23 protein-coding genes are annotated in these 25,154 nt (G+C 43.8%); 17 read left to right on the plus strand and 6 right to left on the minus strand.

Features of this window, described 5'->3' with window-relative positions:
* Positions 1-21: 21 nt before the first annotated feature.
* The 3 genes from MKY98_RS05845 (at position 22) to hcp (ending at position 4,712) form a co-directional block, all read left to right on the plus strand.
* Positions 22-2,022, plus strand: coding sequence for a cache domain-containing sensor histidine kinase (locus MKY98_RS05845; RefSeq protein WP_069010372.1), 2,001 nt, complete (start codon positions 22-24; stop codon positions 2,020-2,022).
* The gene (locus tag MKY98_RS05850; protein ID WP_069010373.1) at positions 1,973-3,274 is read left to right on the plus strand and encodes a response regulator; all 1,302 of its coding nucleotides are present in this window, start codon (positions 1,973-1,975) and stop codon (positions 3,272-3,274) included. Before MKY98_RS05845 ends, MKY98_RS05850 begins: the two co-directional genes overlap by 50 nt.
* A gap of 145 nt (positions 3,275-3,419) precedes the next feature.
* A complete protein-coding gene (gene hcp, locus MKY98_RS05855; RefSeq protein ID WP_028543172.1) occupies positions 3,420-4,712 on the plus strand; it encodes a hydroxylamine reductase in 1,293 nt (430 codons plus the stop codon).
* Positions 4,713-4,753: 41 nt separating this feature from the next.
* Here hcp and MKY98_RS05860 read toward each other — a convergent pair whose 3' ends face one another.
* Positions 4,754-5,101 (minus strand): helix-turn-helix domain-containing protein, encoded by a 348-nt coding sequence (locus tag MKY98_RS05860; RefSeq protein ID WP_029516129.1) that lies wholly within the window; start codon positions 5,099-5,101, stop codon positions 4,754-4,756.
* Between the two features lie 353 nt (positions 5,102-5,454).
* Between MKY98_RS05860 and MKY98_RS05865 the strand changes: the two genes are divergently transcribed.
* From MKY98_RS05865 to MKY98_RS05895, 7 genes are all read left to right on the plus strand, one after another.
* On the plus strand, positions 5,455-5,997 hold the full coding sequence (locus MKY98_RS05865; protein WP_069010374.1) for a hypothetical protein: 543 nt from the start codon (positions 5,455-5,457) through the stop codon (positions 5,995-5,997).
* A gap of 77 nt (positions 5,998-6,074) precedes the next feature.
* Positions 6,075-6,401 carry a nucleoside triphosphate pyrophosphohydrolase gene (locus MKY98_RS05870; protein ID WP_069010375.1) on the plus strand — a complete coding sequence of 109 codons (327 nt, stop codon included), beginning with the start codon at positions 6,075-6,077 and terminating at the stop codon, positions 6,399-6,401.
* Between the two features lie 526 nt (positions 6,402-6,927).
* Complete coding sequence (locus tag MKY98_RS05875) at positions 6,928-7,743, plus strand: hypothetical protein (protein ID WP_069010376.1); 816 nt, start codon at positions 6,928-6,930, stop codon at positions 7,741-7,743.
* Positions 7,744-7,891: 148 nt separating this feature from the next.
* Positions 7,892-8,578, plus strand: a complete 687-nt coding sequence (locus tag MKY98_RS05880) for a hypothetical protein (RefSeq protein ID WP_069010377.1) — start codon at positions 7,892-7,894, stop codon at positions 8,576-8,578.
* 184 nt (positions 8,579-8,762) lie between these two features.
* Positions 8,763-10,235, plus strand: coding sequence for a caspase family protein (locus MKY98_RS05885; protein ID WP_069010378.1), 1,473 nt, complete (start codon positions 8,763-8,765; stop codon positions 10,233-10,235).
* A 299-nt stretch (positions 10,236-10,534) separates the two neighbouring features.
* The gene (locus MKY98_RS05890; RefSeq protein ID WP_069010379.1) at positions 10,535-10,891 is read left to right on the plus strand and encodes a hypothetical protein; all 357 of its coding nucleotides are present in this window, start codon (positions 10,535-10,537) and stop codon (positions 10,889-10,891) included.
* Complete coding sequence (locus MKY98_RS05895) at positions 10,888-11,943, plus strand: protein kinase domain-containing protein (protein WP_069010380.1); 1,056 nt, start codon at positions 10,888-10,890, stop codon at positions 11,941-11,943. Before MKY98_RS05890 ends, MKY98_RS05895 begins: the two co-directional genes overlap by 4 nt.
* 273 nt (positions 11,944-12,216) lie before the next feature.
* On the opposite strand, the gene MKY98_RS05900 is transcribed toward MKY98_RS05895, so the two are convergent.
* The gene (locus tag MKY98_RS05900; protein WP_208332455.1) at positions 12,217-12,504 is read right to left on the minus strand and encodes a hypothetical protein; all 288 of its coding nucleotides are present in this window, start codon (positions 12,502-12,504) and stop codon (positions 12,217-12,219) included.
* A gap of 172 nt (positions 12,505-12,676) precedes the next feature.
* On the opposite strand from MKY98_RS05900, the gene MKY98_RS05905 reads away from it, so the two are divergent.
* From MKY98_RS05905 to mmsB, 4 genes are all read left to right on the plus strand, one after another.
* Positions 12,677-12,880 carry a helix-turn-helix domain-containing protein gene (locus MKY98_RS05905; protein WP_010345194.1) on the plus strand — a complete coding sequence of 68 codons (204 nt, stop codon included), beginning with the start codon at positions 12,677-12,679 and terminating at the stop codon, positions 12,878-12,880.
* Positions 12,881-13,347: 467 nt separating this feature from the next.
* A complete protein-coding gene (chvE, locus tag MKY98_RS05910; RefSeq protein ID WP_069011527.1) occupies positions 13,348-14,433 on the plus strand; it encodes a multiple monosaccharide ABC transporter substrate-binding protein in 1,086 nt (361 codons plus the stop codon).
* A 32-nt stretch (positions 14,434-14,465) separates the two neighbouring features.
* A complete protein-coding gene (gene mmsA, locus MKY98_RS05915) occupies positions 14,466-16,016 on the plus strand; it encodes a multiple monosaccharide ABC transporter ATP-binding protein (RefSeq protein WP_069011528.1) in 1,551 nt (516 codons plus the stop codon).
* On the plus strand, positions 16,000-17,163 hold the full coding sequence (gene mmsB, locus MKY98_RS05920; protein ID WP_039269462.1) for a multiple monosaccharide ABC transporter permease: 1,164 nt from the start codon (positions 16,000-16,002) through the stop codon (positions 17,161-17,163). The genes mmsA and mmsB overlap by 17 nt, the downstream gene beginning before the upstream one ends.
* 105 nt (positions 17,164-17,268) lie before the next feature.
* On the opposite strand, the gene MKY98_RS05925 is transcribed toward mmsB, so the two are convergent.
* Both MKY98_RS05925 and MKY98_RS05930 read right to left on the minus strand, forming a co-directional pair.
* Positions 17,269-18,168: an SDR family oxidoreductase gene (locus MKY98_RS05925; RefSeq protein ID WP_069011529.1), complete on the minus strand. Its 900-nt coding sequence runs from the start codon at positions 18,166-18,168 to the stop codon at positions 17,269-17,271.
* A 76-nt stretch (positions 18,169-18,244) separates the two neighbouring features.
* Complete coding sequence (locus MKY98_RS05930) at positions 18,245-18,997, minus strand: MBL fold metallo-hydrolase (RefSeq protein ID WP_069011530.1); 753 nt, start codon at positions 18,995-18,997, stop codon at positions 18,245-18,247.
* Between the two features lie 162 nt (positions 18,998-19,159).
* Here MKY98_RS05930 and MKY98_RS05935 point away from each other — a divergent pair, with 162 nt between their 5' ends.
* Positions 19,160-19,585: an Lrp/AsnC family transcriptional regulator gene (locus MKY98_RS05935; protein WP_069011531.1), complete on the plus strand. Its 426-nt coding sequence runs from the start codon at positions 19,160-19,162 to the stop codon at positions 19,583-19,585.
* 249 nt (positions 19,586-19,834) lie between these two features.
* On the opposite strand, the gene MKY98_RS05940 is transcribed toward MKY98_RS05935, so the two are convergent.
* The gene (locus tag MKY98_RS05940) at positions 19,835-20,311 is read right to left on the minus strand and encodes a GNAT family N-acetyltransferase (RefSeq protein WP_081317578.1); all 477 of its coding nucleotides are present in this window, start codon (positions 20,309-20,311) and stop codon (positions 19,835-19,837) included.
* 133 nt (positions 20,312-20,444) lie between these two features.
* Here MKY98_RS05940 and MKY98_RS05945 point away from each other — a divergent pair, with 133 nt between their 5' ends.
* Positions 20,445-21,371: an EcsC family protein gene (locus MKY98_RS05945; RefSeq protein WP_069011533.1), complete on the plus strand. Its 927-nt coding sequence runs from the start codon at positions 20,445-20,447 to the stop codon at positions 21,369-21,371.
* A 50-nt stretch (positions 21,372-21,421) separates the two neighbouring features.
* Here the strand turns inward: MKY98_RS05945 and MKY98_RS05950 are convergent, their stop codons facing one another.
* Positions 21,422-22,690 carry an MFS transporter gene (locus MKY98_RS05950; protein WP_029516140.1) on the minus strand — a complete coding sequence of 423 codons (1,269 nt, stop codon included), beginning with the start codon at positions 22,688-22,690 and terminating at the stop codon, positions 21,422-21,424.
* A gap of 356 nt (positions 22,691-23,046) precedes the next feature.
* Between MKY98_RS05950 and MKY98_RS05955 the strand changes: the two genes are divergently transcribed.
* The gene (locus MKY98_RS05955; protein ID WP_069011534.1) at positions 23,047-25,038 is read left to right on the plus strand and encodes a copper amine oxidase N-terminal domain-containing protein; all 1,992 of its coding nucleotides are present in this window, start codon (positions 23,047-23,049) and stop codon (positions 25,036-25,038) included.
* The last annotated feature ends 116 nt before the right edge of the window (positions 25,039-25,154 follow it).

Below are 25,154 nucleotides of genomic sequence, written 5' to 3' on the forward strand. Positions count from 1 at the left end.
ATCCAGCTAGGAGTGCACCACATGATGCCGCGGTTACGCTTGCGCAATATGCCCTTACGCTATCAGCTGATGCTGCTGTTCCTGTTGTTTGGCATTGTACCTTCGCTGGGATTAGGTCTGCTGGTCAATTGGACGGTGGAACGGATTATTGAGCGGCAGGTGGAAGACCATACGATGCAGTTGATTGGCAAGGTAAATGAAGCACTGGACACCAAAATGGAAAATTTGCAGAACATGACGTATCTGATTGCTTTTAACCCCGATATCGGGGAGTTCTGGAAAGGGAAGACGCTGGCTGACGGCCACGCAGGTCATGCGAGTGTAATAACACCGGAAAACCAGGGGGAGCAGACTCAGAACTCGGCGCAAAATCAGGCTCTCAGCTCCAAGCAGGCATTAAGTTCTGTACAGGAGCAGGATACGCTGTATAAAATGAAGCAATTTTTGCAGGGCTATACTACGTTATATCCTGAAATTGCAGGGATTCTGATCGTGAACGAAAAAGGCGACTATATCAGCAACGAAATGTATGCTCGAAGCACGCGTAGCCTGACGGAAGAAGATTGGTACCAACAGGCGGCGCAGCATGCAGGCATATTCACTGTGCTAGGACAGCCGAGCCACCGTAATGTGACCACTCATGTCCGGTACAAGGACAGTGAAATTGTCTCCGTCGTTCGTTCGGTTACGGATTCGGAAACCGGACGCGTGCTAGGCGCGATAATGATTGACCTCAAGCTACGGGCTGTGTCGCAGGCCGCCAGAGATGTAACCTTGGGCAAAAGTGGGTATTTAATGGTGACAGATGCTGAGGGACGCAGCGTGTACAGGCCGGATATGCCTTTGATTGAGCGCATTCCACCGCAATGGTTCGGGGCAGGTGACAGCGGGATGTTTACCCGTGAAGCTGGGGGCAGGGAATTGCTGTTCATGTTCAGGGCTTCCGAATTCACGGGCTGGAGAACAGTGGGGGTATTCCCGGCACGCGAATCTACACTGGAAGTGCGACAAATTCAGTTCTATGTCGTCTGTTTTGTTTTCATTGTATGTCTATTTGGCTTAACGGCATCCTTGCGATTGTCGAGTTCCATTGCGCAGCCAATTTTCCGGCTGATGTCCTATATGCGGACGGCAGAGACAGGGGATCTTACAGTTCGCCAATGGAGTGACCGTGGGGATGAAGTCGGAATGCTGGGGCGGAGCTTTAACCGGATGCTGGAGCAAATTCGCCGTCTCATGTCACTTAGCGAACTGAGAGAACGGCAAAAACGGGATGCCGAGCTACGCAGCCTTCAGGAGCATATTAAGCCCCATTTTCTATACAATACGCTAGATACGATTCATTGGATGGCCCGAAGAAATGGAGTAGACGACGTATCTGACATGGTAGGAGCGCTATCGAGATTGTTTCGTCTCGGGCTGAGCAAGGGGGATGACTTTATTCCGCTGCGCTCCGAGATTGAGCATATATCTAGCTATATGCAAATCCAGCAAACCCGCTATCGTGACCGACTTCGCTGGGAGTTGAATGTACCCGACAAGCTAAAGGATCTGTTCGTGTTGAAGTTGATGCTTCAGCCTGTAGTGGAAAATGCGATTTATCACGGCATCAAGGCCAGACGTGGCCCAGGCACGATTTGGATAGAAGCTAAAGCTGAAGGCGACAAGCTGCTGCTGACGGTGCGTGATGATGGCGCAGGGATGGCGGCAGAAAGGCTGCGTGAGCTGCGTGAATTGCTGGAAATACCGCTGGAGGCGATGGAAGGACAGCAGAAGCAAAGTGGGGCTAGTACAAATGGTAGAAGCTACGGCATGCTGAATGTACAAGCGCGTATCCGGCTATCTTTTGGTGAGGAATATGGAATTGTACTGGATAGTAAAGAAGGAGCAGGCACCTGCGTGACGATCATTCATCCGCTGCTGCTGGATATGGCGCAACTGAAGAAGCCGCATGAAAAAGGAGAGGGTCAGGATGACGAAATCAAAGGGCAGAGACAACTCAACGACGGTGAGTCTGATTGACCAGGCCATAACGGAAGTGATAACAGGGACAGCACAGCGTTACCAAGTATTGATCGCAGATGATGAGCCGATCATCCGAGAGGGGATACGGGATTGCATAGACTGGGCGGCACTCGGCATGGAGGTCGCAGCTGAGGCGGAGGATGGTGAAGAAGCGCTGGAGCTGGTGGGTCAGCTTCGCATAGATATCATGCTGGTCGATATGAATATGCCGTTCATGGACGGGATTGAACTGATTCGTCGGCTGCGGGAAGTACGTCCGGAGTGCCGCTGTCTAATCATTTCCGGGCATGATGAATTTGCTTATGCGCAGGAGGCAGTCCGACTTGGCGTAGAGGATTATATCTTGAAGCCGGTAGATGCTGAGCAGCTTCACGCTGCGCTGTCACGGCTCGGTCAGCGGCTCGAGGAAGAGCGTAAGCGTGCCGCCTATGTAGAACAAGCTGCCGGGCAGATTGAGCGGAATATTCCGTTGTTGCGCCAGCGGTTTTGCCTGGAATGGCTGGAAGGGCAACATACGGGCATAGATGTCATGGAGCAGTTGGCGTTTTTACGGCTTCCATCGCGGCCGCCTGCTCAGATCGGTGTCGTACGGTGGCCAGCGGCAGAGGCCCGGCAGACGATTATGCGCGAGAATGACCGACAGTTGTTTCTTTTTGCCGCTGAAAATATTATTGGCGAACTGCTGGAGGACCTGCCACATGTGTTGTTCCGCGATGCGAACGGGCTGATCGGCATATGCCTGTGGCAGGAGGCACCCGAGACGATTGGCGCTTCCATAGAGCAGGCGATTGGACGCTACCTGAATATAGCGGTTCATACGCATGTGGAATCCAACGCGGGTGGGCTGGAAGGCGCAATGGATGCGTACCGGATGTGTCGGGATCGGGTGTATGGCGAATCGCAGCTGTCTCCCATCGTACGCCGTGCTCGGCAGCTTATTCAGGAAGGCTACGCCGATCGGGAGTTGACGCTGGAAGCCCTTGCCTCGCGGCTACAGGTATCCGCCGTATATCTCAGCCGTGTGCTCAAAAAGGAGCTCAACGACAGTTTCGTGACCCTCGTCACGCGTGCCCGTATCCGTAAAGCAGTGCAGCTACTGGATTCCACGACGTTGTCTATCTATGATATAGCAGAACGTACGGGTTACGACAGTCAGCACTATTTTAGCACCGCTTTTAAAAAGACCATGGGTGTGTCCCCTGTGCAGTACCGTAAAGGCGGGGGAATTCAGGAAAATTCGCTGGAGTAGGAATGATTGGCATGTGGAATTGTCCTACACTGTTCTATGATGATAAATGCTAAAAAAATGTGTGTGTAATCACACCTACGCATTCAGGGGTTTGTTACGCTGGGGATAACGAACAAATATCTATAAATATTTGGAGGAAAACGATATGTTTTGTTATCAGTGTGAACAGACGCCGAGTGGCGGGTGTAAAGTAGTTGGGGTGTGCGGGAAAGATGAGACGATAGCGAGCTTGCAGGATACGATGATTTTTGCATTAAAAGGGATTGCTGCCTATGCGACACATGCTCGCCAGTTGGGCTATACCGATCCTGAGGTAGATCGCATCACGCATGAAGCGTTATATATGACCTTAACCAATTCTAACTTTAATGTACAAGAGCATTTGGAAATGGCGATGAAGGTCGGAAATGCGGCTGTACGGATCATGGATGTGCTGGATCGTGCGCATACGGATCGTTTTGGCATTCCGCAGCCGATTACGGTCAGCCAAAATAAAATCGAAGGCCAATGCATCGTCGTGACCGGACATAATCTGTATGCGCTGGAGGAATTGCTGCGGCAGACAGAGGGCAAGGGCATTAATATCTATACTCACTCGGAAATGCTGCCTGCTCACGGTTATCCGGCATTGAAGAAATATGCACATCTCAAAGGGAATATCGGTAAAGCCTGGTACGATCAGCGTAGACTGTTCGAAGAGTTCCCGGGCGCAATTCTGGCTACGACGAACTGTGTTATGCCGATTAAAGGCACGTATGCAGACCGCTTCTTCTCTTATGAAGTAGCCGGGCTGGAGGGAGTAGCCAAGATCATGGACGACGACTTTTCACCATTGATCGAGCGCGCGTTGGCTCTGCCAGCCGCAGATGTAGATTCAGAGCAGGTGCTTACAACGGGATATCATCATGAGACAGTTATCGGGCTGGCTCCTGAGATTATTCAGGCCGTTAAAGACGGACATATCCGCCGTTTCTTCGTCATCGCAGGCTGCGACGCACCAGGCAAAGGCGGCAACTATTATCGCGAGCTGGCTACATCCTTGCCGAACGATACGGTCATTCTGACCACATCTTGTGGTAAATTCCGCTTCAATGACGTGGATTATGGCACCGTTGGAGATACCGGCATTCCGCGTTATATTGATTTGGGGCAATGCAACAATTCGGGTTCTACTGTGAAAATTGCTCTGGCATTGGCGGATGCATTCGGCTGTACGGTGAACGAGCTGCCTGTCAGCATTGTTCTGTCCTGGTTTGAGCAAAAAGCGGTTGCCATTCTGCTGGGCTTGTTCAGCCTTGGCATCCAGGATATTCGCATTGGGCCGAAGCCGCCTGAGTTTATTTCTTCTGGTGTACTGGATGTGCTGGTGGAGATGTTTGGCTTGAAGCTAATTACGACCGCAGAGGAAGATATGAAAGCGATGTTGGCATTGTCGTAAGAGATTGGTGGGGAACTGCAAAGTGCAGTTCCTTTTTTGTTTCATCGTTCATCGATTCTTATAAAGATGTCCGTAAGAATCTTTAATGCCAGTTCAGTATCTTTGGATTCACGAGTTCTTAGGAGAGTTAAAATGGTTTTTATACTTGAATGTTCTTCGGTAAGCTCATCATTGTCCTTCACATATGTAAGCAACTGATAGACGCCCACGTTCAATGCCTTCGCTATTTTCTCCAGATTTTTCAAAGATATATTTCTCTCCGCTCGCTCAATAAATCCAATATAACTCGAATTGAATCCTGCTTTTTCGGCTAAAGCTTCTTGGGAAAGCCCTTTAGACTTTCGAATATCTCGAATACGTGTACCGACTAATTCCAAAAGTTCTGACATGAATACACCTCTCTATAGTAAGGGTTCTACAAAATCGATTTCAATCGCTCCAAAGTGCAATATATAGACGAACTAGATCATCACGACCTATATATTATTATTGGAAGTCGCTTGTTGGATTTTGCAAAATCCTCTAGTTAGAAGTGTAGAGAAAGAGTTACATCTAATTAATAAGTGTTAGTAAGTAAATTGAATTAAAAACTACTATATAGTAATATTTATTAGGAAGCTTGTCCGGTAGCTAGAAAATTATACATCTTGATGGTTACATATTTGTGCTACGTTGCTCACATTTGTTTCAGGATTTTGCAAAACCCTTATTTATGAAATTTTAATTCAGGAGTTGATTCCCCATGAAACATTACTCCTTAAGTCCCCAACTACATAATGATTCTGATTTCAAATTGCCTAAGTACAGCGACACCTACATATTCAATTGCATGATGGATTTTCAAAAGCTTGCCGAATACCAGATCAAGCTTGCACAGATGATGCGCGACCATCATCAGTTTCAAAACTGCCTCATTCTTTGTGATCGAGCGATGTTTTCTATGGCTAAGGCCATGTATGTTCATCGAAACCAAATCATTCCATCGTACATTTGTTTATCCGTAACTGACCTGTTCCCTTTAATTCACACAGAGGCTGAGCCCAATCTAGATATGGTGCTGTTTATCGGTACGGTACATTATCTGGTTTCGGGAGAAGATGATGTAACTAAAGAGCCAATGAAGCTGGGGGAAGTAGACAAGTTGCTTTATAAAACGGACTCTATTCTAGAGTCTCTGTCACAGCGGATCGTAGCTGATCCGTCTAAGCGGTATCCATCTATTTATAAAGAAAATTCGTTCAATGAATCGGTAGATCTTTTATCAATAATCCCCGGTTCTTTCTGAGCTAATGATATAATGAGGAAAAGGAAGATGTTGGATACGCCTTGGAGCTTCCCACATCAGAAAGGGTGTTATTTCATATGCCTACATACAACAAACTGGTGCGGGATCGGATTCCGCAACTCATTATGTCTCAGGGCATGGAATGTCGGACACGCATTTTGGAACCAGAGGAGTATAAGCAGGAGCTGCGGACGAAGCTTCGTGAAGAAGCCGAGGAATATTTTGAAGCGAATAAAGGTCAGGAAGCGCTGGAAGAACTGGCGGATATGCTGGAAGTCATCCGAGCACTCGTAGAAGTACATGGAGCGAGTGTACTGGAGCTGGACAAGCTGCGGGTGGACAAAGCCGAGGCCCGAGGCGGATTCCAGGAGCGGGTGTTCCTAATTGATGTGGATGAAGCTTAATGTCAAGTGGTACACATGGAATAAACCTATTTTCTTATATATTATGTATAGTTAGCAGTCGTAATATTTTTCCATTTGATGATACAATATAAACATGGTTCAAAAGGACTATTTCAAATACAATGATTCATTTAATTTATTATGTTCCTTGTTTTCACGAAGTTCGTAAATATGAAGTTATAAGATCATAAAATTCGGCTTGGAAGAACAAGAATAGATAAGAGCAGGAAAGAACGGAAGGTATATCCTATGCGGATCAAGGATTGAAAGTTACGAGCTAAGAGCGGACGAGGAATGCTTCCTAAGCGGAAGCAGAGTGGGATTGAAGTTGGGAGTAGATGCTCCGAAGTCCGCCGATTTAACAACATAAAACATAATATTCACGCTGCGAGCATTCGCTCTTGGTCCGGCATGGAAGAATTTCGAGGAAGTAGAAGGCAGCCGGACACCCGGCATTCGCCGGGTCGTGAATACAGTGAACGTTATAGGAAATAAGAAAGAATTTTGAATAAAGGATGATAAAAGTATGAATGAACGACGTTATTACTCTCAAAGACAAGGTTTTATAAAGCCACTGGTTCTAAAAGACTTAAAATTAGCTTTTCAATCAGTATATAACGACTTCAAAAAGAGATATTACTTTATTGAATTTTTGGGAACACGTTCATATAGATATGATGGGATAATTGGTAACAGTTTCGAAGCTTTCTGCATGCGTAAAATAAATCGAAATATCAAACATCCAGACCTTGCAATGACTTATGAAGAAGAAGATTTATTTAATGTTATAGAACTTTTACATGAATATATAACTTATCCATTCGTTAATAAAAACGAAGATTATTTTAGTATCTCAGAAGAAGCATCGCCAATTCCTGAGAAAAAAGAGATTGCTCAAAAAGAATTTCGTGAAGAAATAAACATATTTCTCAAGCAATATTCTAGTGGTTGGGAACTTTCTAATGATGGTTACATCAGAAATACATTAGAAGAAAGCTTCGTAAATTTGGTTGATAACACCGAGATTTATGGTGATGAATCAAATGTAGACCTTAAAATTCGCCGTGCTAAAGAATTATATTTAAAGCATGGATCAAATAAAGAGGATAAAAAGGCGGCAGTAAGGGAAATTGGGGATGCTCTAGAATTTATAAGAACTGATTTAAAAGAGAAAGTAGGAAAGAATGAGATAGATTTATTTAATATATTGAATAACTTTGGAATAAGACATAATAACGTATCTCAAAAAAACGATTATGATTATGATATTTATCTTCCTTGGATGTTTTATATCTTCCTTTCAACATATGATGCATATGTAAAATTAAGAAATAGAGAATAAAAGTAAACTGACATCCTATAACATAATATTCACGCTGTGGACATTCGTCCTTGGTCCGGCATTCGCCGGACACTCAGCATACGCTGAGTCGTGAATACAGGAACGTTATAAGAAAGTCGGAAAATTTAGAATGGTGTGATGTGAAAATATGCTAGAAGTCATGCTAGAAAACTTGCAGATATTAATTTATGTATCATTTGTGTCTTTCCTCATGATTGGAGTAGTGGCGTTGCTTGCCCTTATGTTTATTTACGCTAAAAAAGACTCTTTAGAATTAAGTTATAGAAGTAGGATAATCTTATTTCTTTATGCTGTTCTTGCAGTCATATTTATAATTGTTTTTAGTTTGAGTTTTTTAACTTTCTCCATGCATTTATTGTTTGCTTTTATTTATTTTTTTTGTTGGTTTTTTGGTTTAAACCAGGTTGTTACGAACTATCTGGCATTAACAGTTACCTTTATCGGATTCTCTTTTATACCTAAAAAAATTGCAAAACTTATTTTGAAATTATTTCCAACAAATTTCTATAATGATAAAAATGTGATAGTAAATATTCTTGTTGGATTTTTAGATGTTATAAATATTAAAACTTTAATCTATCTATTTTCGTTTGTATTAGTGTTTATAGCCGGGATAGAGTCATTAAGTGGTAAGGTGATTTTTCATGATGTCCTATTATGGATCAATATTAAACAAATTGTATTGGAGAGTGTCGTTTCGTTTATTGCTTTTGATAGATTTTATAAGGCAGTTGTTGAAGATTTCGACAAAAATAAACCTAAAATAATATCTTTATATAATGTTGTTACTGATTATTTTAAAAAAAGTCAGTAAGCATCTGCTGAAGTTCCGACCTTCTTTAACATTATATTCACGCATCAGGTATAGACCCTCAGTCCGAAAAAAAGGATTTCAGGGAAGTAGGAAGCAGCCGGACACACCTGGCATTCGTCAGGTGTCGTGAATACGAGAACGTTATGTGAAAGTCGTATCAAAAAGAAATGAAAGGACGATATGAATGAATAAAAGGCAAAGAGAAATACTTAATGAAAGACTCGGAAAGAAAGTTATGTTATCTATAGGTGTTAATAACTATGAGAACGAGTGTTTCCAAAATTTAAACAAAGCATGTAAAGATGCCTTAGGAGTTTTTGAAGTCTTTAGCAAAGTGAAAAACCTAAACTTAAATGCAGAAAAGAGTAAGGTGATTGTTTCAGATGGATTACGTAATGAAGCTACAAAAAGGAATATTATTCAAAAATTAGAGAATATCACTAAAGAAGTGGCGGTAAATGAAGATCTGGTGATTTACTTTAGTGGACATGGATATGCATGTAATGGAAAAAACTTTATTGTCCCATCAGATTCGATGAATAGCGAGGAAACTCAATTAATAGAGATACAAAGAATTATTGAGATTGTTGAAATATGTGAGTGTAAGCACAAGTTGATAATTATTGATGCATGCTTTAGCGGTTTCGTAGATTCAGTAGTTAAGGGGATAGAAAGCTATAATTTCAGAAATCTTAAAGATTATCTAAAAGAGTCACGGTCTCTAATTCTTCTTAGTTCGAGCGGAAGAAATGAGCCATCTTATGAAGAATCTCCTAGTAGTGAATATAGTCTATTTACTACTTTTTTGATAGAAGGGCTTCAAGGAAAGAGTGAGAGCTTGAAAAATGGATATCTAACTGTTCGAAGTATGTATGATTATATTTTCAATAGTGTCAGAACAATATGTCGTGAGTATCAAGGTATTCAACAAAGGCCTAATATTGCCGAGATCTCTAATGGAGAAGTTGTTTTAGGACTTTATGATGAATTGAGTTTAGAAGGTGATAATGATTTTGACAATCACACACTTATACAAATTAGAGAGGATGAAAATATATTTAATTCTCTTTTTAAGGATTTGAAAATTAGAATTTCGGATTCTCTATGGCAAGATACTAAGTGTACACTTACTGAGTTAATTATGAATGGTTTTGAACATGAAAGATCGGATGATATTAAACTTGCAATTTCATCAAGTGAAATAACTTTGTACATTAGTGGTAATGAATTCGACAGTTTAGAAAAGGCAAAGAGAGCAGAACAGAGGGGTTTGGGTTTTGTGAACAATTATTCAATAAAGTACAATAATAAGGTGATTATGACTTATAAATACGAGAACAGAAATAACGTTATTTCGCTCATTTTTGAAGAAAAACCAGCTTTTTTCATTGAAGATATTTGTGTCATAAAATTAAATGAAGTGGGTTTTAGGAAGTATACAGCTAAAGATATTATATTACCAAGTGGAGTATGTAAAAAATATTATTATTATACTCCTAAAAGAAATATGGCGATGAGTCAGGTTCGTTCTGCCGTCTCTATAATACTTGAAAATATACCAGAGGACAGTGTTTTGATCGTATACGATACAAATCTTAAAAAAGGCTCAATTAGTTTTCAAGATTATATTTTGAGTGAAAGAATACTTTATAGATAAAAGACTATCGCATAACAAAATATTCAAGTTGCGGCTCCTGACGGAGTCTTGGTCTGCTAAATGGATTTCGAAGGAGAATTTCAGCAGACAACCCCTTTGGGGGTCATGAATACAGAAACGTTAGGTGAAATAACCCAAATTCTAAGATAAAACGACCTTTTCTAACACTATGTTTTTGTGGTAGAATTTTCATATATATTGTTCCATAATCAAAGGGGATGTCACAAATTAATATATTGGGTTTTTCAATTAGTTCAAATGAAATATATGTATCTACTTTCAATAAGAATGATCGATCCTTGGCAATTGAAAAGTTTGTTTTGTCTAACGACTCTGGAGAGTCTCTTAGAGAACTTTACAATTATATTCAAATGATAATTAAGAGATTCACGGAAATTGAAAGATTAATTTTAGAGGTCGCTTCAAATGGACAAAGAAGTCCTTCAATTGAGCGAGTAAAGGCTGAAGGAATTATAGATTTGGCGATATCTGACATTGGATATGCCAAACAATTAACTAAGATAAAAACACAAAAGACCAAAAAGAAATTTAAGGAACTTCCGACAAACCCATTATGGGTGAGTTTTAACGAAGTTAGATATTCAACCAAAGCTCAGCAAGTTATCGCTTACTTGTTATTAGAGGAATTAATATGAGTAGTGACACTTCTAATCTATCTATGTATCAAGATTTCTTCTTAAAGGAAAGAAACATCAAATTGGAGAAAGAGATCTTTGAAGGTTCTAGTGTAGCATTTCAAGGTTATCATGAAACTTTTAAAAAAAAGGTATTCGTTAAATTTATTCCAATTCCTTGGGATGAAGGCCAAAACATTGAACATGAAGTTGAAACACTGATTAATCTTAGAAATAAACAAAATATTGTGAATGTATTTGATTCATTTATTGACTCACAGACAGGGTCTCAATTGGTCATTGTCACGGAATACCTTGAGGGGCACACGCTTGATAAATTTTGTGGACTATCACAAATATCATTAAAGCAAGCAATTGATATCATCATGGAATTAATAGTGGGTGTCAGTGATGTACATAATCTTGGGTTAGTACACCGTGACTTGAAACTTGAGAACATCATATATGATGGTATTAAGCCTATAATTATTGATTTAGGTTCTGTTAAGTCTATCGGTGCAAAAGTATTGATTGAAGATCCTATACCTTATCTGTATAGATCATCTGAAGTATTTTCAAAAGGAATTTATTCAATTCAATCGGATATATATCAAATAGGATTGATTCTTTTTCAATTAGTTAATGGAACACTACCAACAGACGTAGAATCTTATGCTAAGTTAAGTAAGGTAAAGTTAGATCCTGATAATACCTATCAAGAGGGAATAAAACAAATAATTAAACTTGTTACAAACGATCGGTTAATAAATGTGATGCCTCAATTGCCTATATATTGTTCAAAAATAAATAGAGTAATAAATAATGCAATAAAACTACGATATAAAACCTTAGATGCATTTTATAAAGATTTAGCTAAAACAAAGAGTGAAGTACCTGACTGGATAGTCCGATCTGACAGTGAATATTTATGTAAAGATTGGAGAAGAAAGAAATATAAGGTGGTAAAGAATGAACAGGGATATAGAATTTTCAATCAGACATTAATTAGAACAAGAGAGCTTGTTCAAGTTAATACCTCCTTAGAGCTTAATAAATTTTTTCAGAACATATAATTTCGAAAGCCCATTTTACATTATGTAAGATGGGTTTTAAGTGTATTTCAATGAAGTTGATTACTTCACCTAACATTATATTAACGCATTGGAACCTGACGTTCCCTCGGTCCGCCCGATGAAATTTGCAGGGAAGCGGGATCAGGCGGACACAACCACACCGACTAACTGCGCAAGCGCAGCCGGCTCCTGATGGAACCTTAAGTCGGTGGGACGTCGTGAATACAGGAACGTTATACGACAGAATCAAAAGAAAAAAGAGCCAATAGGCTCTCAATCTAAAGATATATGTAATTCGTTATGCAGGTGAAGAGCGTCCTTAAAACCTTGCAAATAAATTTCACGCTCTAAAATAGCTTGAACAGAAAGGTCTGCGTCATCAAAAAGGAATAGAGTCTTTTGTATATCTTCTGGTAGTAGTTCATGTAACTGTTTGAAGTAAAGATTCCGTTCGGATGAGAATTGGTTGTAGCTGGAGTTGTTTTTGATAAGCTCGCCATATAAAGATTCAATTCGATTACGAATCAGTGAATCGAGTAAGACTTCTAAAGAATTATGCATAATTAAACACCATCCAACGGATTTGATTTTGTGAATAAAAGTTCAACTTGTTAAATATAATTTTACCATATCAAATAATCAAGTCAATACATGTTGAAGATGTTTTTGATAAAGAAAATATACTTTCATATAATTAAAGAAAAATTCACTTGATGTGTGAAAGGAATACCAGATGATTAGTTATAAACCTTTTCAAAAATTATTGATCGACAGGGAGATTAAGAAGCAGGATTTATTGAAAATGACAGGTATCTCGTCTGCTACAATGGCGAAGCTCAATACGAACGAATATGTATCACTAGAAGTGATTGACAAATTATGTGCGGCTTTAGGGTGTCAGCCAGGAGATTTATTGGAGCACATAGCAGAGCAATGACAGATCAGGATCAAGGAAGAATTCTGATTGATCGAAGAAGTGATTCCGTCGCATAACATAAATATTCAAGCTGTGGCTCTGTTGGAGCATGGGTCTGTGTGAACTCTTTAGATAGCCAATTTAATGATTCAACAAATTGAGACTTTGCCAATCGTAAGAAAGGCTAAGTCTTTTTTCGTTTTCAAAATAAATGAGTGATCTCCTGATAATCTTCATTTCCCTCAAATCCAAATACCCTCCCCCCCACACACAAAGGTTAAAATTTTATAAAAAAAGTTCAAAACCAGCAAAGACCTTTCCCGGCCTGGAATGATACCATGTGTTTGCACATAAAAAAAGAGAGGTGCTCATCGCCTCACTTATGTAAGCGCTATCTCATCTCAACTCTAATTAGCACTGACCTGAGGATTTTACAAAATCCTTACCTTCAAATTGACCCGCATCACATGAGGAAAGGGGAACTTCATATGAAAAAAGGAGCTGTTGTCGTTTGGCTTCTGGTTTTGGCCCTGATGCTTTCGGCCTGCAATCTGGCGGAGAGTGGAACGGGCAGCAAGGAAAAAGGCTATGTGGGCATTTCCATGCCGACCAAATCGTCCGAGCGTTGGGTAGGGGACGGAGAAAATATGGTCCGGTTGTTTCAGGAGCAAGGCTATAAAACGGATTTACAGTACGCCGAGGACGTAGTAGAAAACCAAATCTCCCAAATCGAAAATATGATCACCAAGGGCGTCAATGTTATGGTGATCGCTTCGGTCGACGGAAACACGCTGACGGATGTGATTCAGAAGGCACATGACCGAGGCATTCAGGTCATTTCTTACGACCGTCTGATTCGCAACACACCGTATCTGACGTATTATGCGACTTTCGATAACTTTAAGGTGGGCGTACTACAGGCGGCATATATTGAGAAAAAGTTGGGACTCAAGGAAGGCAAAGGCCCTTTCAATATCGAACTGTTCGGTGGTTCACCGGACGATAATAACGCTTATTTCTTCTTTAATGGTGCGATGTCTGTACTTAAACCGTACATTGATTCCGGTAAGCTGGTCGTACGCAGCAAGCAGATGACGATGGCGCAGATCGCTACACTGCGATGGGACGGAGCTTTAGCGCAGTCGCGGATGGATAATCTGCTGAGTGCCTACTATTCAGGGGCCAATCTGGACGCGGTACTATCCCCGTATGACGGCATTAGCATCGGTATCATTTCATCCCTGAAAGGGGTCGGATATGGATCAGCGAACAAGCCGCTGCCGATCATTACAGGGCAGGATGCGGAGCTGGCTTCCATCAAGTCCATTGTGGCTGGGGAGCAGACGCAAACTGTATTTAAGGATACCCGCAAGCTGGCTGAGCAAACGGTCGTAATGGCCAACAGCATTTTACAGGGCAAACAAGCGGAAGTGAATGACGTCAAATCCTATAACAACGGTAAAAAGGTCATTCCTGCCTACTTGCTTGATCCGATCTCGGTAGATCGGACGAATGTGGAGAAGGATATTGTCGGCAGTCACTATTACACCAAAGAGCAAATTGGACTGAAATAAGAGTAGGAATCCAACCGAAAGGAGCGTATCCCATGACTGGAATCATTTTGGAAATGAAGGGAATTACCAAAACCTTTCCCGGTGTGAAGGCATTGGAAAATGTAAATCTCAAGGTCAAGGAAGGCGAAATCCATTCCTTGTGCGGTGAGAATGGTGCGGGCAAGTCGACGCTGATGAAGGTACTAAGCGGTGTATATCCGCATGGAACCTATGAAGGGGATATTGTTTTCCAGGGCAAAACGTGTGAGTTCAAGGATATCAAGCAGAGCGAGGAACTAGGCATTGTCATTATCCATCAGGAGCTGGCGCTGATCCCGTATCTCTCAATTGCGGAAAATATTTATCTGGGCAACGAACGTGCCAGCGGCGGCGTGATTGATTGGAAAGAGACTTTTGTGGGTACACGCGATCTGCTGTCCAAGGTCGGTTTGAGTGAGAATCCCAATACATTAGTTACGAACATCGGGGTCGGGAAGCAACAACTGGTCGAAATTGCGAAAGCGCTCTCTAAAAAGGTAAAGTTGCTTATTCTCGATGAACCGACAGCGGCGTTGAATGAGGATGATAGTGAAAATCTGCTTAATTTGATGCTGGAATTTAAAAGACAGGGCATTTCCTGCATTCTCATCTCCCACAAGCTGAATGAAGTCGCAAAGGTGTCGGATTCGATTACGATTTTGCGGGACGGGAAGACGATTGAGACACTGGATATGAAAAAGGATGAGGTCACGGAGGATCGGATCATTAGCGGGATGGTTGGACGTGATCTGACCAGCCGTTATCCAGAGCGTCATGCCGAGATTGGCAAAGTCGTTCTGGAAGTGAAGGATTGGACGGTGTATCACGAGCATCATGCAGACCGCAAGGTGCTGGATCAGGTGAATTTGAACATCCGTCGCGGTGAAATTGTCGGTATTGCCGGGCTGATGGGAGCGGGACGGACCGAGCTGGCGATGAGCGTGTTTGGCAAGTCATACGGACGCAACATTTCCGGTCAGCTGATTAAAGACGGCAAGCCGATCCAGAACAACACGGTTACAGACGCGATCAACAACGGCTTTGCCTATGTGACAGAGGATCGCAAGGAGTATGGCCTCATTTTGATGGATGATATCAAGCGTAATATTTCGCTGACTGGCCTGAACAAGCTGACGAAGGGCGCTGTCGTCAATGAGCAGGAGGAAGTCGTCATTGCAGAGGAAATGAAAAAAAGCATGAACATCAAAGCGCCGAGCATTTTACAGAAAACGGGTAACCTGAGTGGTGGCAATCAGCAGAAGGTGGTGCTGAGCAAATGGATTTTCGCCGGGCCGGATATTCTGATTCTGGATGAGCCGACACGCGGCATTGATGTGGGTGCCAAATATGAAATTTATACCATTATTCATCGACTTGCCGCTGAAGGCAAGGGAGTGCTGGTCATTTCGTCCGAGCTGCCAGAGGTACTAGGTTTGTGTGACCGGATTTATGTCATGAATGCTGGGCGGATCACTGGAGAGGTTAGCCGTGAGGGCGCGTCGCAGGAAACGTTGATGAGATATATGACCAAGTCAGGAGGCGTGAAGCATGGAAACCATAACTAAACTATTTAAAAATAACATCCGCCAATATGGCATGATGATTGCGCTGGTCGTCATTATGATTTTGTTCGAGGTGCTGACGGGCGGCCTGCTGTTGAAGCCGATTAATATTACCAATCTGATTCTGCAAAACAGCTATATTCTCGTGCTGGCGATCGGGATGGTGCTGGTCATCATCACTGGGCATATTGATTTGTCCGTCGGCTCCATAGCCGCTTTTGTCGGTGCGGTTGCCGCCATAATGATGGTCGATTGGCAGCTTCCAGCATGGATCGCTGTGATTGCATCTTTGCTGGTCGGAGCGTTAATCGGCGCATGGCAAGGGTTCTGGGTCGCTTATGTACGGATTCCGGCATTTATCGTTACATTGGCGGGAATGCTGCTCTTCCGTGGATTGACCATGATTGTGCTGGAAGGTCAATCGATCTCTCCATTTCCGGGGGGCTTCCAGAAAATCAGTTCAGGCTTCCTGCCGGATTTTTCATCTACCGGTTATAACCTGGTATCCATCATTGTCGGCATTGCACTCACGGTATGGTTTATCGTGAACGAACTTCGCGAACGTCGTTCTCAGCTTAAATATGGATTCGAGGTTCCGTCACAAGCTTTATTTGTACTCAAGTTGATTGTGGTAGCTGCGGTCATCAATCTGTTCACCTTCATGCTCGCGAGCTACGCGGGGATACCTAACATTCTCGTGCTGCTGTTCATACTGATCGTTGTGTACTCCTTCGTCATGAACCGCACGATTATGGGACGTCATGTGTATGCGTTGGGTGGAAATGAAAAGGCAGCGGGTCTGTCCGGTGTCAAAACGAAAAAAGTAACGTTCTGGGTATTCGTCAACATGGGGGTGCTGGCCGCCATTTCCGGTCTGATCTTTGCTGCACGTCTGAACGCGGCTACGCCGAGAGCGGGTACGAACTTCGAGCTAGATGCCATCGCAGCCTGCTTTATCGGTGGAGCTTCCGCATCCGGCGGGATCGGAACCGTTTTTGGAGCCATTATCGGTGGTTTGGTCATGGGCGTACTGAATAACGGTATGTCTCTGATCGGTCTGGGTATTGACTGGCAGCAAGGAATCAAGGGCTTGGTGCTGCTGCTGGCGGTTGCCTTCGATATTTACAACAAAAACAAAAGATCTGCTTAAGCTCAGATTCGGTATCGTAAAACAAGAAAACCTCCAGTTCCACTAGAAATGTGGATGCTGGAGGTTTTCTTGCTTGTTGGGTCTTGTGGCTATCAGCCAACGAAACTAAGTCGTGACCATTTGGCCGCCGTTTATATGCAGCGTTTGGCCTGTAATGTAGGAACCGTCATCCGAAGCCAGCAGCACATAGGCAGGAGCCAATTCATAAGGCTGCCCGGCACGCTTCATTGGTGTATTGCTGCCGAAGGTGCGAATGACTTCAGGCGACTGTGTGGCCGGATTCAGCGGAGTCCAGATCGGACCGGGAGCAATCGCATTCACGCGAATACCCTGATCGACCAGATTATTAGCCAAAGCGCGGGTGAAGCTGACGATAGCTCCTTTGGTAGCTGAATAATCAATCATATTCTTTTGACCCACATAGGCTGTCACCGATGCCGTATTGACGATGCTGGCCCCAGCCCGCATATACGGCAATGCTTCTGTAGTCATATGGAAGAAGGAAATAATATTCGTATCAAACGTATCACGAAGCTGCTGCTCACTGATATCCAGATACGATTCGCGCACAAACTGAATACCTAGGTTGTTAATCAGGATGTCAATACGACCAAAGGTTTCCATCGTTTGTTGAACAACCAGACAGCAGTTGCTTTTTAGCCTTAGATCCCCCGGAATTAACAAACAACGTCGGCCAAGCCTGTGAATGACATCACGGGTTTCCATAGCATCTCGATGCTCATCGAGATAGGCAATGACCACATCGGCCCCTTCCTTGGCAAATGCCACTGCAACCGCGCGACCAATACCACTGTCCCCACCGCTAATAATAGCCACCCGATCCTGAAGCTTTCCAGTGCCGATATACTTTGGATTATCATAAATAGGGCGTGGAACCATTAGGTATTCCAACCCCGGCTGTCTATATTGATGCTGGGGAGGAAAAGTAATCGGAACTTCTTTACATTGGGTTTCTGTACCGTAATTAGGATATTGCCAATTCATCGATAATCCCTTCTTTATACGTTTTGAAATCCAATATATTCAAAATAGGCGCAAACGGTGACTCAGGACGATCGCCTTACTCCGAAACCGTCGCTCCATCTGCCGGAATATGGACGCGCCCCTTTAAACCTTCACGGTTGATATGTTCCGTAAGCTCTGAGCGAGTTAGTAGACAATGATTGATTGCTTCCATGTGGACAGCCACGATTTGTGTATAAGGGGCATGTTGTGCTACCGTCGTTACATCCTGGGCAGTCATAATAATGGGATCACCCACCGTAAATCGAGCTCCTCCAGCGTTCACGATCGTCCAGTCAGGGCGGTATTTATCCAGTGTTTCCGCGACTTCACTGCACCAGATCGTATCCCCGGCCAAATAGACGACAGGCTCACCTGGAGCCTGAAAAACAAAGCCGGATACGGGTCCCATCTGCTCCCCAATTTCTCCGGTGCCGTGATGCCCGGTTGTACGGATAATCTCAATTTCTCCCACAGAACCAGCCAACGGAATCGGAGTAACCTGTGTAAAACCATCAGCAGTGATTTGTTCTTCATTTCCGGGCTGACAGAAGACGGGAATTTGTTTGTCCAACCAGCGTACTGCTGCCGGGTCCCAATGATCGGGATGTAAATGTGTGACGATGACAACGTCAGGCTGTCCGAGTGCCTGCCATTGTGGCGGCAAGGGAACCAGTGGATTACGGCGGGCATTTTCCGTATTGGGGACCGGCGGATTTGCGCCAGCATCGCTCAGCATCGGATCGATCAGAAATTTTACTCCAGCGTATTCCAGCCATAAGGTTGCGTTGCGGATTAGTGTGATTTTCATATATGGAAGCTCCTTTTGGTAGTGAATGTTTTTTGACCGAGTGTATTTTCGGTGGTTCTTTGTTTCTGTTACAATCATATCTGACGCAAGGAGCTACAGGCTACGGCCTGCTGAAAGGAAAACTAGCATTCTCGTTTCATCATGAAAGGAAAAATAATAACTATGGAACTATTCGTACCTGATGACACCGATTTGCGCATTCTTCATCATTTAATTGAAGACAGCTCTTTATCGCACAAGGAGATCGGCCAGCTTGTTCATTTGACAGGCCAAGCCGTAGGGGCGCGTGTTCGAAAAATGCAGGATGCGGGCATTATCGAAGGCTATACGCTGCGCTGGAACCCTGAAAAAATTGGACAGACGATTCATGCCTTTATTACGGTTTTTTTGAATTCAGGAACGACTCACAGTGCTTTCCAAGCTTTTGCACGGGAGCATCCCTATATTGTTGAAATCCACCGGGTGAGTGGGGAGGGCTGTTATTGGATGCGGGTGCGCATGTCCTCACAGACAGAGTTAAATACCATGCTGGATGAACTTACGAAGTTTGGTAATTACAAATTGAGTTTTTCCATTGGTAAGATTTAACGACAAAAGCTTTCGGCGTTGGTGCCGAAAGCTTTTCTATTTGGGCGAGGGCTATCGAGGTCAACTTATAGTGTGTGTTCAAAAAGTCGGCTTTTCAGGACCGAGAAGGTTGGATGAAGCTAGGGACTGAGTAGCGGAGCGTAGACAGATCTACGTGAGCAACGGAAGGCCCGGCTGAATTCAAGATTCGACGTCGAATCCGCTTCTTGAATAGCTTCGTTATGGAAAGACGACTTTTTGAACAACCTCTTATAGGCTCATTTTAAAAATATGCTGCAAGCCGTGTTGTCCCATTTTAGTGTCACCTTCATCTATAAAGCCGCATTTGCGATACAGACTTTGGGCAGACAGATTACGGGCATTGACGCCCAGTACAATCTCGCGAATATGTGGGAAGTGTCTGGCGATGAACTGTGGTAGTAGAAGCAACCCTTTTTTGGCGAATCCTTGTCCCTGATCTGCGTAATGAATAGAGAACGCGCGTAGCAGCAGTGCCTCAGAAGTAGTCGTATAGTCCGCTAATTCATCCCCATTGTATAAAATGAAAAATCCAACGGGTCTTCTAGTAGCCGTAATCACGACAGGATGGCGGTGCGGATCTTCCTTGGCCAGTATGAGCATTTCATCCGGCATTCCAGTAAACTGCTTCTGCTCCTCAGGTAAGTAGAAGGTATGTAAAATGGCATCATGCCCACAATGGTAAGGGACAAGCTCTACATTATTCATCATTACACTCCGATCTGTATGAATTTTTAACTTTCTTTATCATCTAGTTTGCTAAAAAAAGAAACCTGAACTCGCCTTGCTTACGTATTACCCATACATAAACTAGCATAGTCAAAAGGAGACGTCTACGCTTATGAAGCAGCTTACAGAATATCGGGAAAGCCAGGACGTATTGCGTCATGAGTTGAAGAATATTGAAAAATGGGAGAAGGAACAGAAGGACATTTTTTTCTGGGAAAAAATCGGCAGATGGCCTTTTATGTTGCTGGATCGGCTGACGCCCAAAATCATTAAAGACAAGCTGGAGCAACTGCTTAACGAGCTGGGCAGCTTCATTCAGAACGGCGGCAAATATTTGGTGAAGGAAGAAACGGTTCTGAACAGGCTGAAAAAGACGGCCTATGAACATGTCATTCAGCAAAATGGTGCAGATTCCGCTTCGGATACGCAGGACCTGCCTCGTGCCGGGGAAAACGTTGATTCAGAACATAGTGTCGAACCTATGTGGGAGTTGAAGCAGGCGGCTGAGCTCCCGCTAACCATCATGAATCGGACTGCCGACGATATGACATCGGCTCGCATTACCTTTGCCACCGCTCAGGGAGCAACAACGGGGATTGGCGGTGTGTTTACGATTGCGGCGGATATTCCTCTTTTGCTCGGCTTGTCGCTCAAAGTGCTTCAGGAAATAGCCTTGTGCTATGGCTTTAATCCCCATGATAAGCAGGAACGCATTTTTATTATTAAATGTATGCAATTTGCTTCATCCGATATTGTGGGGAAGAAGGCCGTATTAGAGGAGCTGGCTTTGTTCGATGATCCTTCACGTCAGGCACAGGTGTTTTCCCAGATGCAGGGATGGAGAGAGGTTATTAACACCTATCGTGACCAGTTTGGATGGAAAAAGCTGCTTCAAATGGTCCCGGTTGCGGGTATTTTGTTTGGCTCCATTGCGAACCGAAGCGCTATTAGTGACGTAGCTGAAGCAGGGAAAATGCTGTATCGGAAGCGTCGGATTTTGATGCGTTTGGCAGAAGTAGAGAGTGAGGAATCACGTTAGTTGGCTATAAAGGTGTGCAGCGGCCAGGATGGCCGCCACACGTTAGCCTGTTACACTTCGGCTCCATTTTCTTCCGCCCAGCGGTTCAGGGTTTTATCTGTAGGAAGCAGGAAGGTTAAGATGCCGAGCAGTGGCAAAAAGCCGCATAGGAACATGATGTGGGTGATGCCTACTTTGTCGATCCAGTTGCCGAGTACGAGTGCGCCCACACCACCAAGGCCAAAAGCCAGGCCCGTAATGAGACCAGACACGGTCCCGATTTTACCAGGCACAAGCATTTGTGCATATACGACTGTGACCGAAAAGCTAGACAGCATAATAAATCCGATAATTGCCAGCAGGATTGCCGTCCAGAATTGGTTAGCATAAGGTAGTGCCAGCGCGAGTGGTGCAGCTAATACCATGGACAGAAAAATCATATTGCGTTTACCAAAACGGTCCGCGAGCGGACCGCCAAAGAAGGTGCCCAGCGCTCCAGCTCCGAGGAACAGGAAAATGTAAAGCTGTGCATCAGCCAATGGCATTTTAAATACTTCCATCAGGTAAAACGAATAGTAGCTTCCGACCGAGGTCGAGTACCACGAACGGACGAATACCAGTAGAATGAGGACAATCATGGCAAACATAACGCGGTTACGCACTTCGGGCTTCATGCGGCGTGCCACCGCTTTTTTGCGTGCAATGCCTTCTGTACGTAGGACGTTACCGTACCAGCGTGCGATGAACGATTGCACCACAATTCCCGCTGCCGCAATACCTGTGAACCAGATCGCACCAAATTGTCCCAACGGGATAAAAATCCAGCTCGTGAGCATCGGCGCCAGCGATTGGCCCGCATTACCGCCAACTTGAAAAATGGATTGTGCCAATCCCCGACGCGGCCCGGCCGCCATATGGGATACGCGCGAGCCTTCAGGGTGAAAGGCAGCCGAGCCCAGACCCACAAAGATGACTGCGATCAGCACCGCTTTATAATCGGCAGCATAGGCGAGCAACAGCATGCCAGTCAGCGTAAAGCCCATGCCGATGGGAAGGATAGCGGGCGTAGGCCGTTTGTCCGAAAACAAGCCAATCACAGGCTGCATGATTGAAGCTGTAAAATTGATCGCGAATGAAATCCAGCCGATCTGCGTGTAGTTCAGGCTCATAGATTCCTTTAAGATCGGAAAGATCGCTGGAATGACCGATTGAATCGAGTCATTGAACAGATGGACGAAACTGATCGCAATCAGAATCGCAAAAACGGTGCCTTTCACTTGCGGCCCTGGGAGGGGGAGCGATTGGCCCGTTTCATTTTTTGTAGCGGATTTACTAGTCATGGCAACCTCCGAATATGTATGTATATTTTAAGATATAGGAAGCGATCCGTTTGCAGCAAATGGCTGAAAGTGGGATGAAGGCCACCTTTACTCATTACTGCTTGCCCATCCTGCTGGATACTCTTCATTGCTCCATTTAGTTAGAATTTCTAAAATGGCATATCGAAATTCAAACATTTACCATCCTCAAAACCGATATATATGTGAGTATTTTGTATCAATCCCAAAAAGGCTTTCAAATCAGTAATATAGAGATCGAAGCGATCTAGTTCGTTTATATATTGTATTTTTGAGCGTTGGGAATGGAATTATGCAAGTTACTGATATGGAAATAGAGATAGAAAAGGGGAATCACGATGAGAAAAGCAGGGATGATTTTGCTGGCAGTATCCGTGGTATGTGGAGCGGTGGTGGGAACTACGTTAAACACTGGAGAAACAGCAGTAGCGGCAAATGTAACGACGAACAACACTTGGAAAAATGCTAAAATTATAGACGTGATCGACCGGAATAACTACATACTGGATGATGGTTCTTTATGGAGAAAGAGTATAGATGGCCCGGCTATTGAGAAATTGAATTTGAAGGGCATTACAGGCAGCAAAGACAAGAGTCAAGGTTATTATGGCTGGACTGAGGACGGGAAGGTAGCCATCTGGGATGATAACTCCGACCCAAAAGTGACGGCCCAATCTTCAGGAGTAAAGGAGATTACCGGAGAGGGTCTGGCTATTAAAACCGATGGGACGATCTCCTGGGGAAGAGAACAGGTCGAGGGAATATCGGATGCTATAGACGGTGATAAGGTAAGTACCTACTTTACGGTTCTTACTCGATCCGGTGATGTATGGTATTCCACAGGGTACGCAGAATCTAAGCCCCGCAAGATAGGTCATGTAGATGGTGCGCTTGATATCAAAATGAGTACGGCGTATGCTGCAATACTTAAGGAAGATGGTCATGTCACGATGCTGGATATGCTGACCAATGAACCGCCACGTGAAGTGGGAAGTGATATTACTTCGATATTGTGGAAAAAAGGTACACATGTCTTGATTACTGTACATCGCGACGGGACGGTATGGAGCTATGATCGGCTGAAAAAATATCCTGCGGTGCAACTTAGCGGGTTATCTAATGTTGCAAGGTTGGTTGATTCGCCTGACGAACTTTTTGCACAATTAAAGGATGGCTCTTGGGTCGGCTATAAGGACGGAACCACGACTGCGCTAAGTTTGCCTACATTAACGGGTATGTCCTTGTTGACGACCTCCAAAGAGGCTGCCATCGGCGATACGATTCAATTAAATGTACAAGAGACGTATTCGAACGGTTATCGACTAACACGTCATCCCGAAGCTAGTGAGATTGAAGTGGAGAAACCACAGGTTGCCGAGCTACAGCAGAATGGTTCCGGTACACTCAAAGTAAGGGGCATTGGCAGCACAGCCGTATCTCTGCGGAACGAAGGTATACCCTCTTCTTTTACACTAAAGGTATCGTCTGACCAAACCTTGACCGGGGCGGCTATACTAAACGGCAGTGTGTATTTGCCTGTGCAGTCTGTGTTCAAGACGCTGGGTGGATCTGTTACCGTGGCAAACCAGGCATTTACGATCAAGCTGGGTAAAAACAATATCGTACTCCAAAAAGGGAGTTCCACCGCGATAGTGAATGGTAAACCTGTTGCACTGAAGGGCAAGGTTCAAACGGTTAACGGACAGGTTGTATTCCCGGGAACATTACTGACCGATCTGAAGTTGGGCGGATTCAAATGGAATCGTGACCGTCAGCAAGGCGAATTATCTGTGGGCGCTACCAAGCTGGTCATTGAGACGCCGGAAACGGCTAAAATTATCAAAGCCATTGATCTGGGTAGTCTGTCCAAATTAATTGGCAAAACCTATTGGGTCAATAACTTCTATAACGCTGGAGAGCGATTTGGCAAGGTAACAGTTAAAGACATCGAAGTCAGCACAGACCCGAACGGTGTTAAATCTTACGAAGTTATTTTCCAGGGGGCTAATGGCGAAACTTATGACACGTTTTCCATTATCGGAGCTTCACGCATTCCACAAATGCTGTCTGATTCCGATCAATTTCTAACTTACGATCCGTACAACAAATACCAATGGTCGCAAGCCATCTGGAACAAGATTAAAAATAACGAGGTAAGCTTGGGCATGAATACGACGCAGGTGCAGTTCGCATGGGGAAGCCCAACAGTCAGAGAAAAGGGGGCTGCTTCAAACGGAACTCAAATCGAAGCCTGGGTATACGGCAATCGTAGTCTTTATTTCAAGGCAGTAGCTTTCGTAAATGGCAAAGTCATAGAAGTATGGCTGTAGGGTAGCTGATTTTCTATAACGGTTTGAAAGAGGTATCTCCAGATTCGTATATACGAATCTTGGGATGCCTTTTTTTCATTTAACAAAACTAAGCTCTTAATTTAACAAACTTAAGA

This window comes from Paenibacillus sp. FSL M8-0228 (assembly GCF_038007385.1).
In the GTDB taxonomy this organism is placed as follows: Bacteria; Bacillota; Bacilli; order Paenibacillales; family Paenibacillaceae; genus Paenibacillus; species Paenibacillus polymyxa_D.

What these genes read in the sequence shown, in the direction of transcription:
- MKY98_RS05850 (WP_069010373.1), top strand. Translation starts at nt 1,973, where the DNA reads ATGACGAAATCAAAGGGCAGAGACAACTCAACGACGGTGAGTCTGATT.
- MKY98_RS05940 (WP_081317578.1), bottom strand. Translation starts at nt 20,311, where the DNA reads ATGAATAATGTAGAGCTTGTCCCTTACCATTGTGGGCATGATGCCATT.
- MKY98_RS05875 (WP_069010376.1), top strand. Translation starts at nt 6,928, where the DNA reads ATGAATGAACGACGTTATTACTCTCAAAGACAAGGTTTTATAAAGCCA.
- MKY98_RS05935 (WP_069011531.1), top strand. Translation starts at nt 19,160, where the DNA reads ATGGAACTATTCGTACCTGATGACACCGATTTGCGCATTCTTCATCAT.
- MKY98_RS05925 (WP_069011529.1), bottom strand. Translation starts at nt 18,168, where the DNA reads ATGAATTGGCAATATCCTAATTACGGTACAGAAACCCAATGTAAAGAA.
- MKY98_RS05885 (WP_069010378.1), top strand. Translation starts at nt 8,763, where the DNA reads ATGAATAAAAGGCAAAGAGAAATACTTAATGAAAGACTCGGAAAGAAA.
- MKY98_RS05905 (WP_010345194.1), top strand. Translation starts at nt 12,677, where the DNA reads ATGATTAGTTATAAACCTTTTCAAAAATTATTGATCGACAGGGAGATT.
- mmsB (WP_039269462.1), top strand. Translation starts at nt 16,000, where the DNA reads ATGGAAACCATAACTAAACTATTTAAAAATAACATCCGCCAATATGGC.
- MKY98_RS05950 (WP_029516140.1), bottom strand. Translation starts at nt 22,690, where the DNA reads ATGACTAGTAAATCCGCTACAAAAAATGAAACGGGCCAATCGCTCCCC.
- MKY98_RS05945 (WP_069011533.1), top strand. Translation starts at nt 20,445, where the DNA reads ATGAAGCAGCTTACAGAATATCGGGAAAGCCAGGACGTATTGCGTCAT.
- MKY98_RS05955 (WP_069011534.1), top strand. Translation starts at nt 23,047, where the DNA reads ATGAGAAAAGCAGGGATGATTTTGCTGGCAGTATCCGTGGTATGTGGA.
- MKY98_RS05930 (WP_069011530.1), bottom strand. Translation starts at nt 18,997, where the DNA reads ATGAAAATCACACTAATCCGCAACGCAACCTTATGGCTGGAATACGCT.
- MKY98_RS05845 (WP_069010372.1), top strand. Translation starts at nt 22, where the DNA reads ATGATGCCGCGGTTACGCTTGCGCAATATGCCCTTACGCTATCAGCTG.
- chvE (WP_069011527.1), top strand. Translation starts at nt 13,348, where the DNA reads ATGAAAAAAGGAGCTGTTGTCGTTTGGCTTCTGGTTTTGGCCCTGATG.
- MKY98_RS05880 (WP_069010377.1), top strand. Translation starts at nt 7,892, where the DNA reads ATGCTAGAAGTCATGCTAGAAAACTTGCAGATATTAATTTATGTATCA.
- MKY98_RS05895 (WP_069010380.1), top strand. Translation starts at nt 10,888, where the DNA reads ATGAGTAGTGACACTTCTAATCTATCTATGTATCAAGATTTCTTCTTA.
- MKY98_RS05865 (WP_069010374.1), top strand. Translation starts at nt 5,455, where the DNA reads ATGAAACATTACTCCTTAAGTCCCCAACTACATAATGATTCTGATTTC.
- MKY98_RS05870 (WP_069010375.1), top strand. Translation starts at nt 6,075, where the DNA reads ATGCCTACATACAACAAACTGGTGCGGGATCGGATTCCGCAACTCATT.
- MKY98_RS05860 (WP_029516129.1), bottom strand. Translation starts at nt 5,101, where the DNA reads ATGTCAGAACTTTTGGAATTAGTCGGTACACGTATTCGAGATATTCGA.
- hcp (WP_028543172.1), top strand. Translation starts at nt 3,420, where the DNA reads ATGTTTTGTTATCAGTGTGAACAGACGCCGAGTGGCGGGTGTAAAGTA.
- MKY98_RS05900 (WP_208332455.1), bottom strand. Translation starts at nt 12,504, where the DNA reads ATGCATAATTCTTTAGAAGTCTTACTCGATTCACTGATTCGTAATCGA.
- mmsA (WP_069011528.1), top strand. Translation starts at nt 14,466, where the DNA reads ATGACTGGAATCATTTTGGAAATGAAGGGAATTACCAAAACCTTTCCC.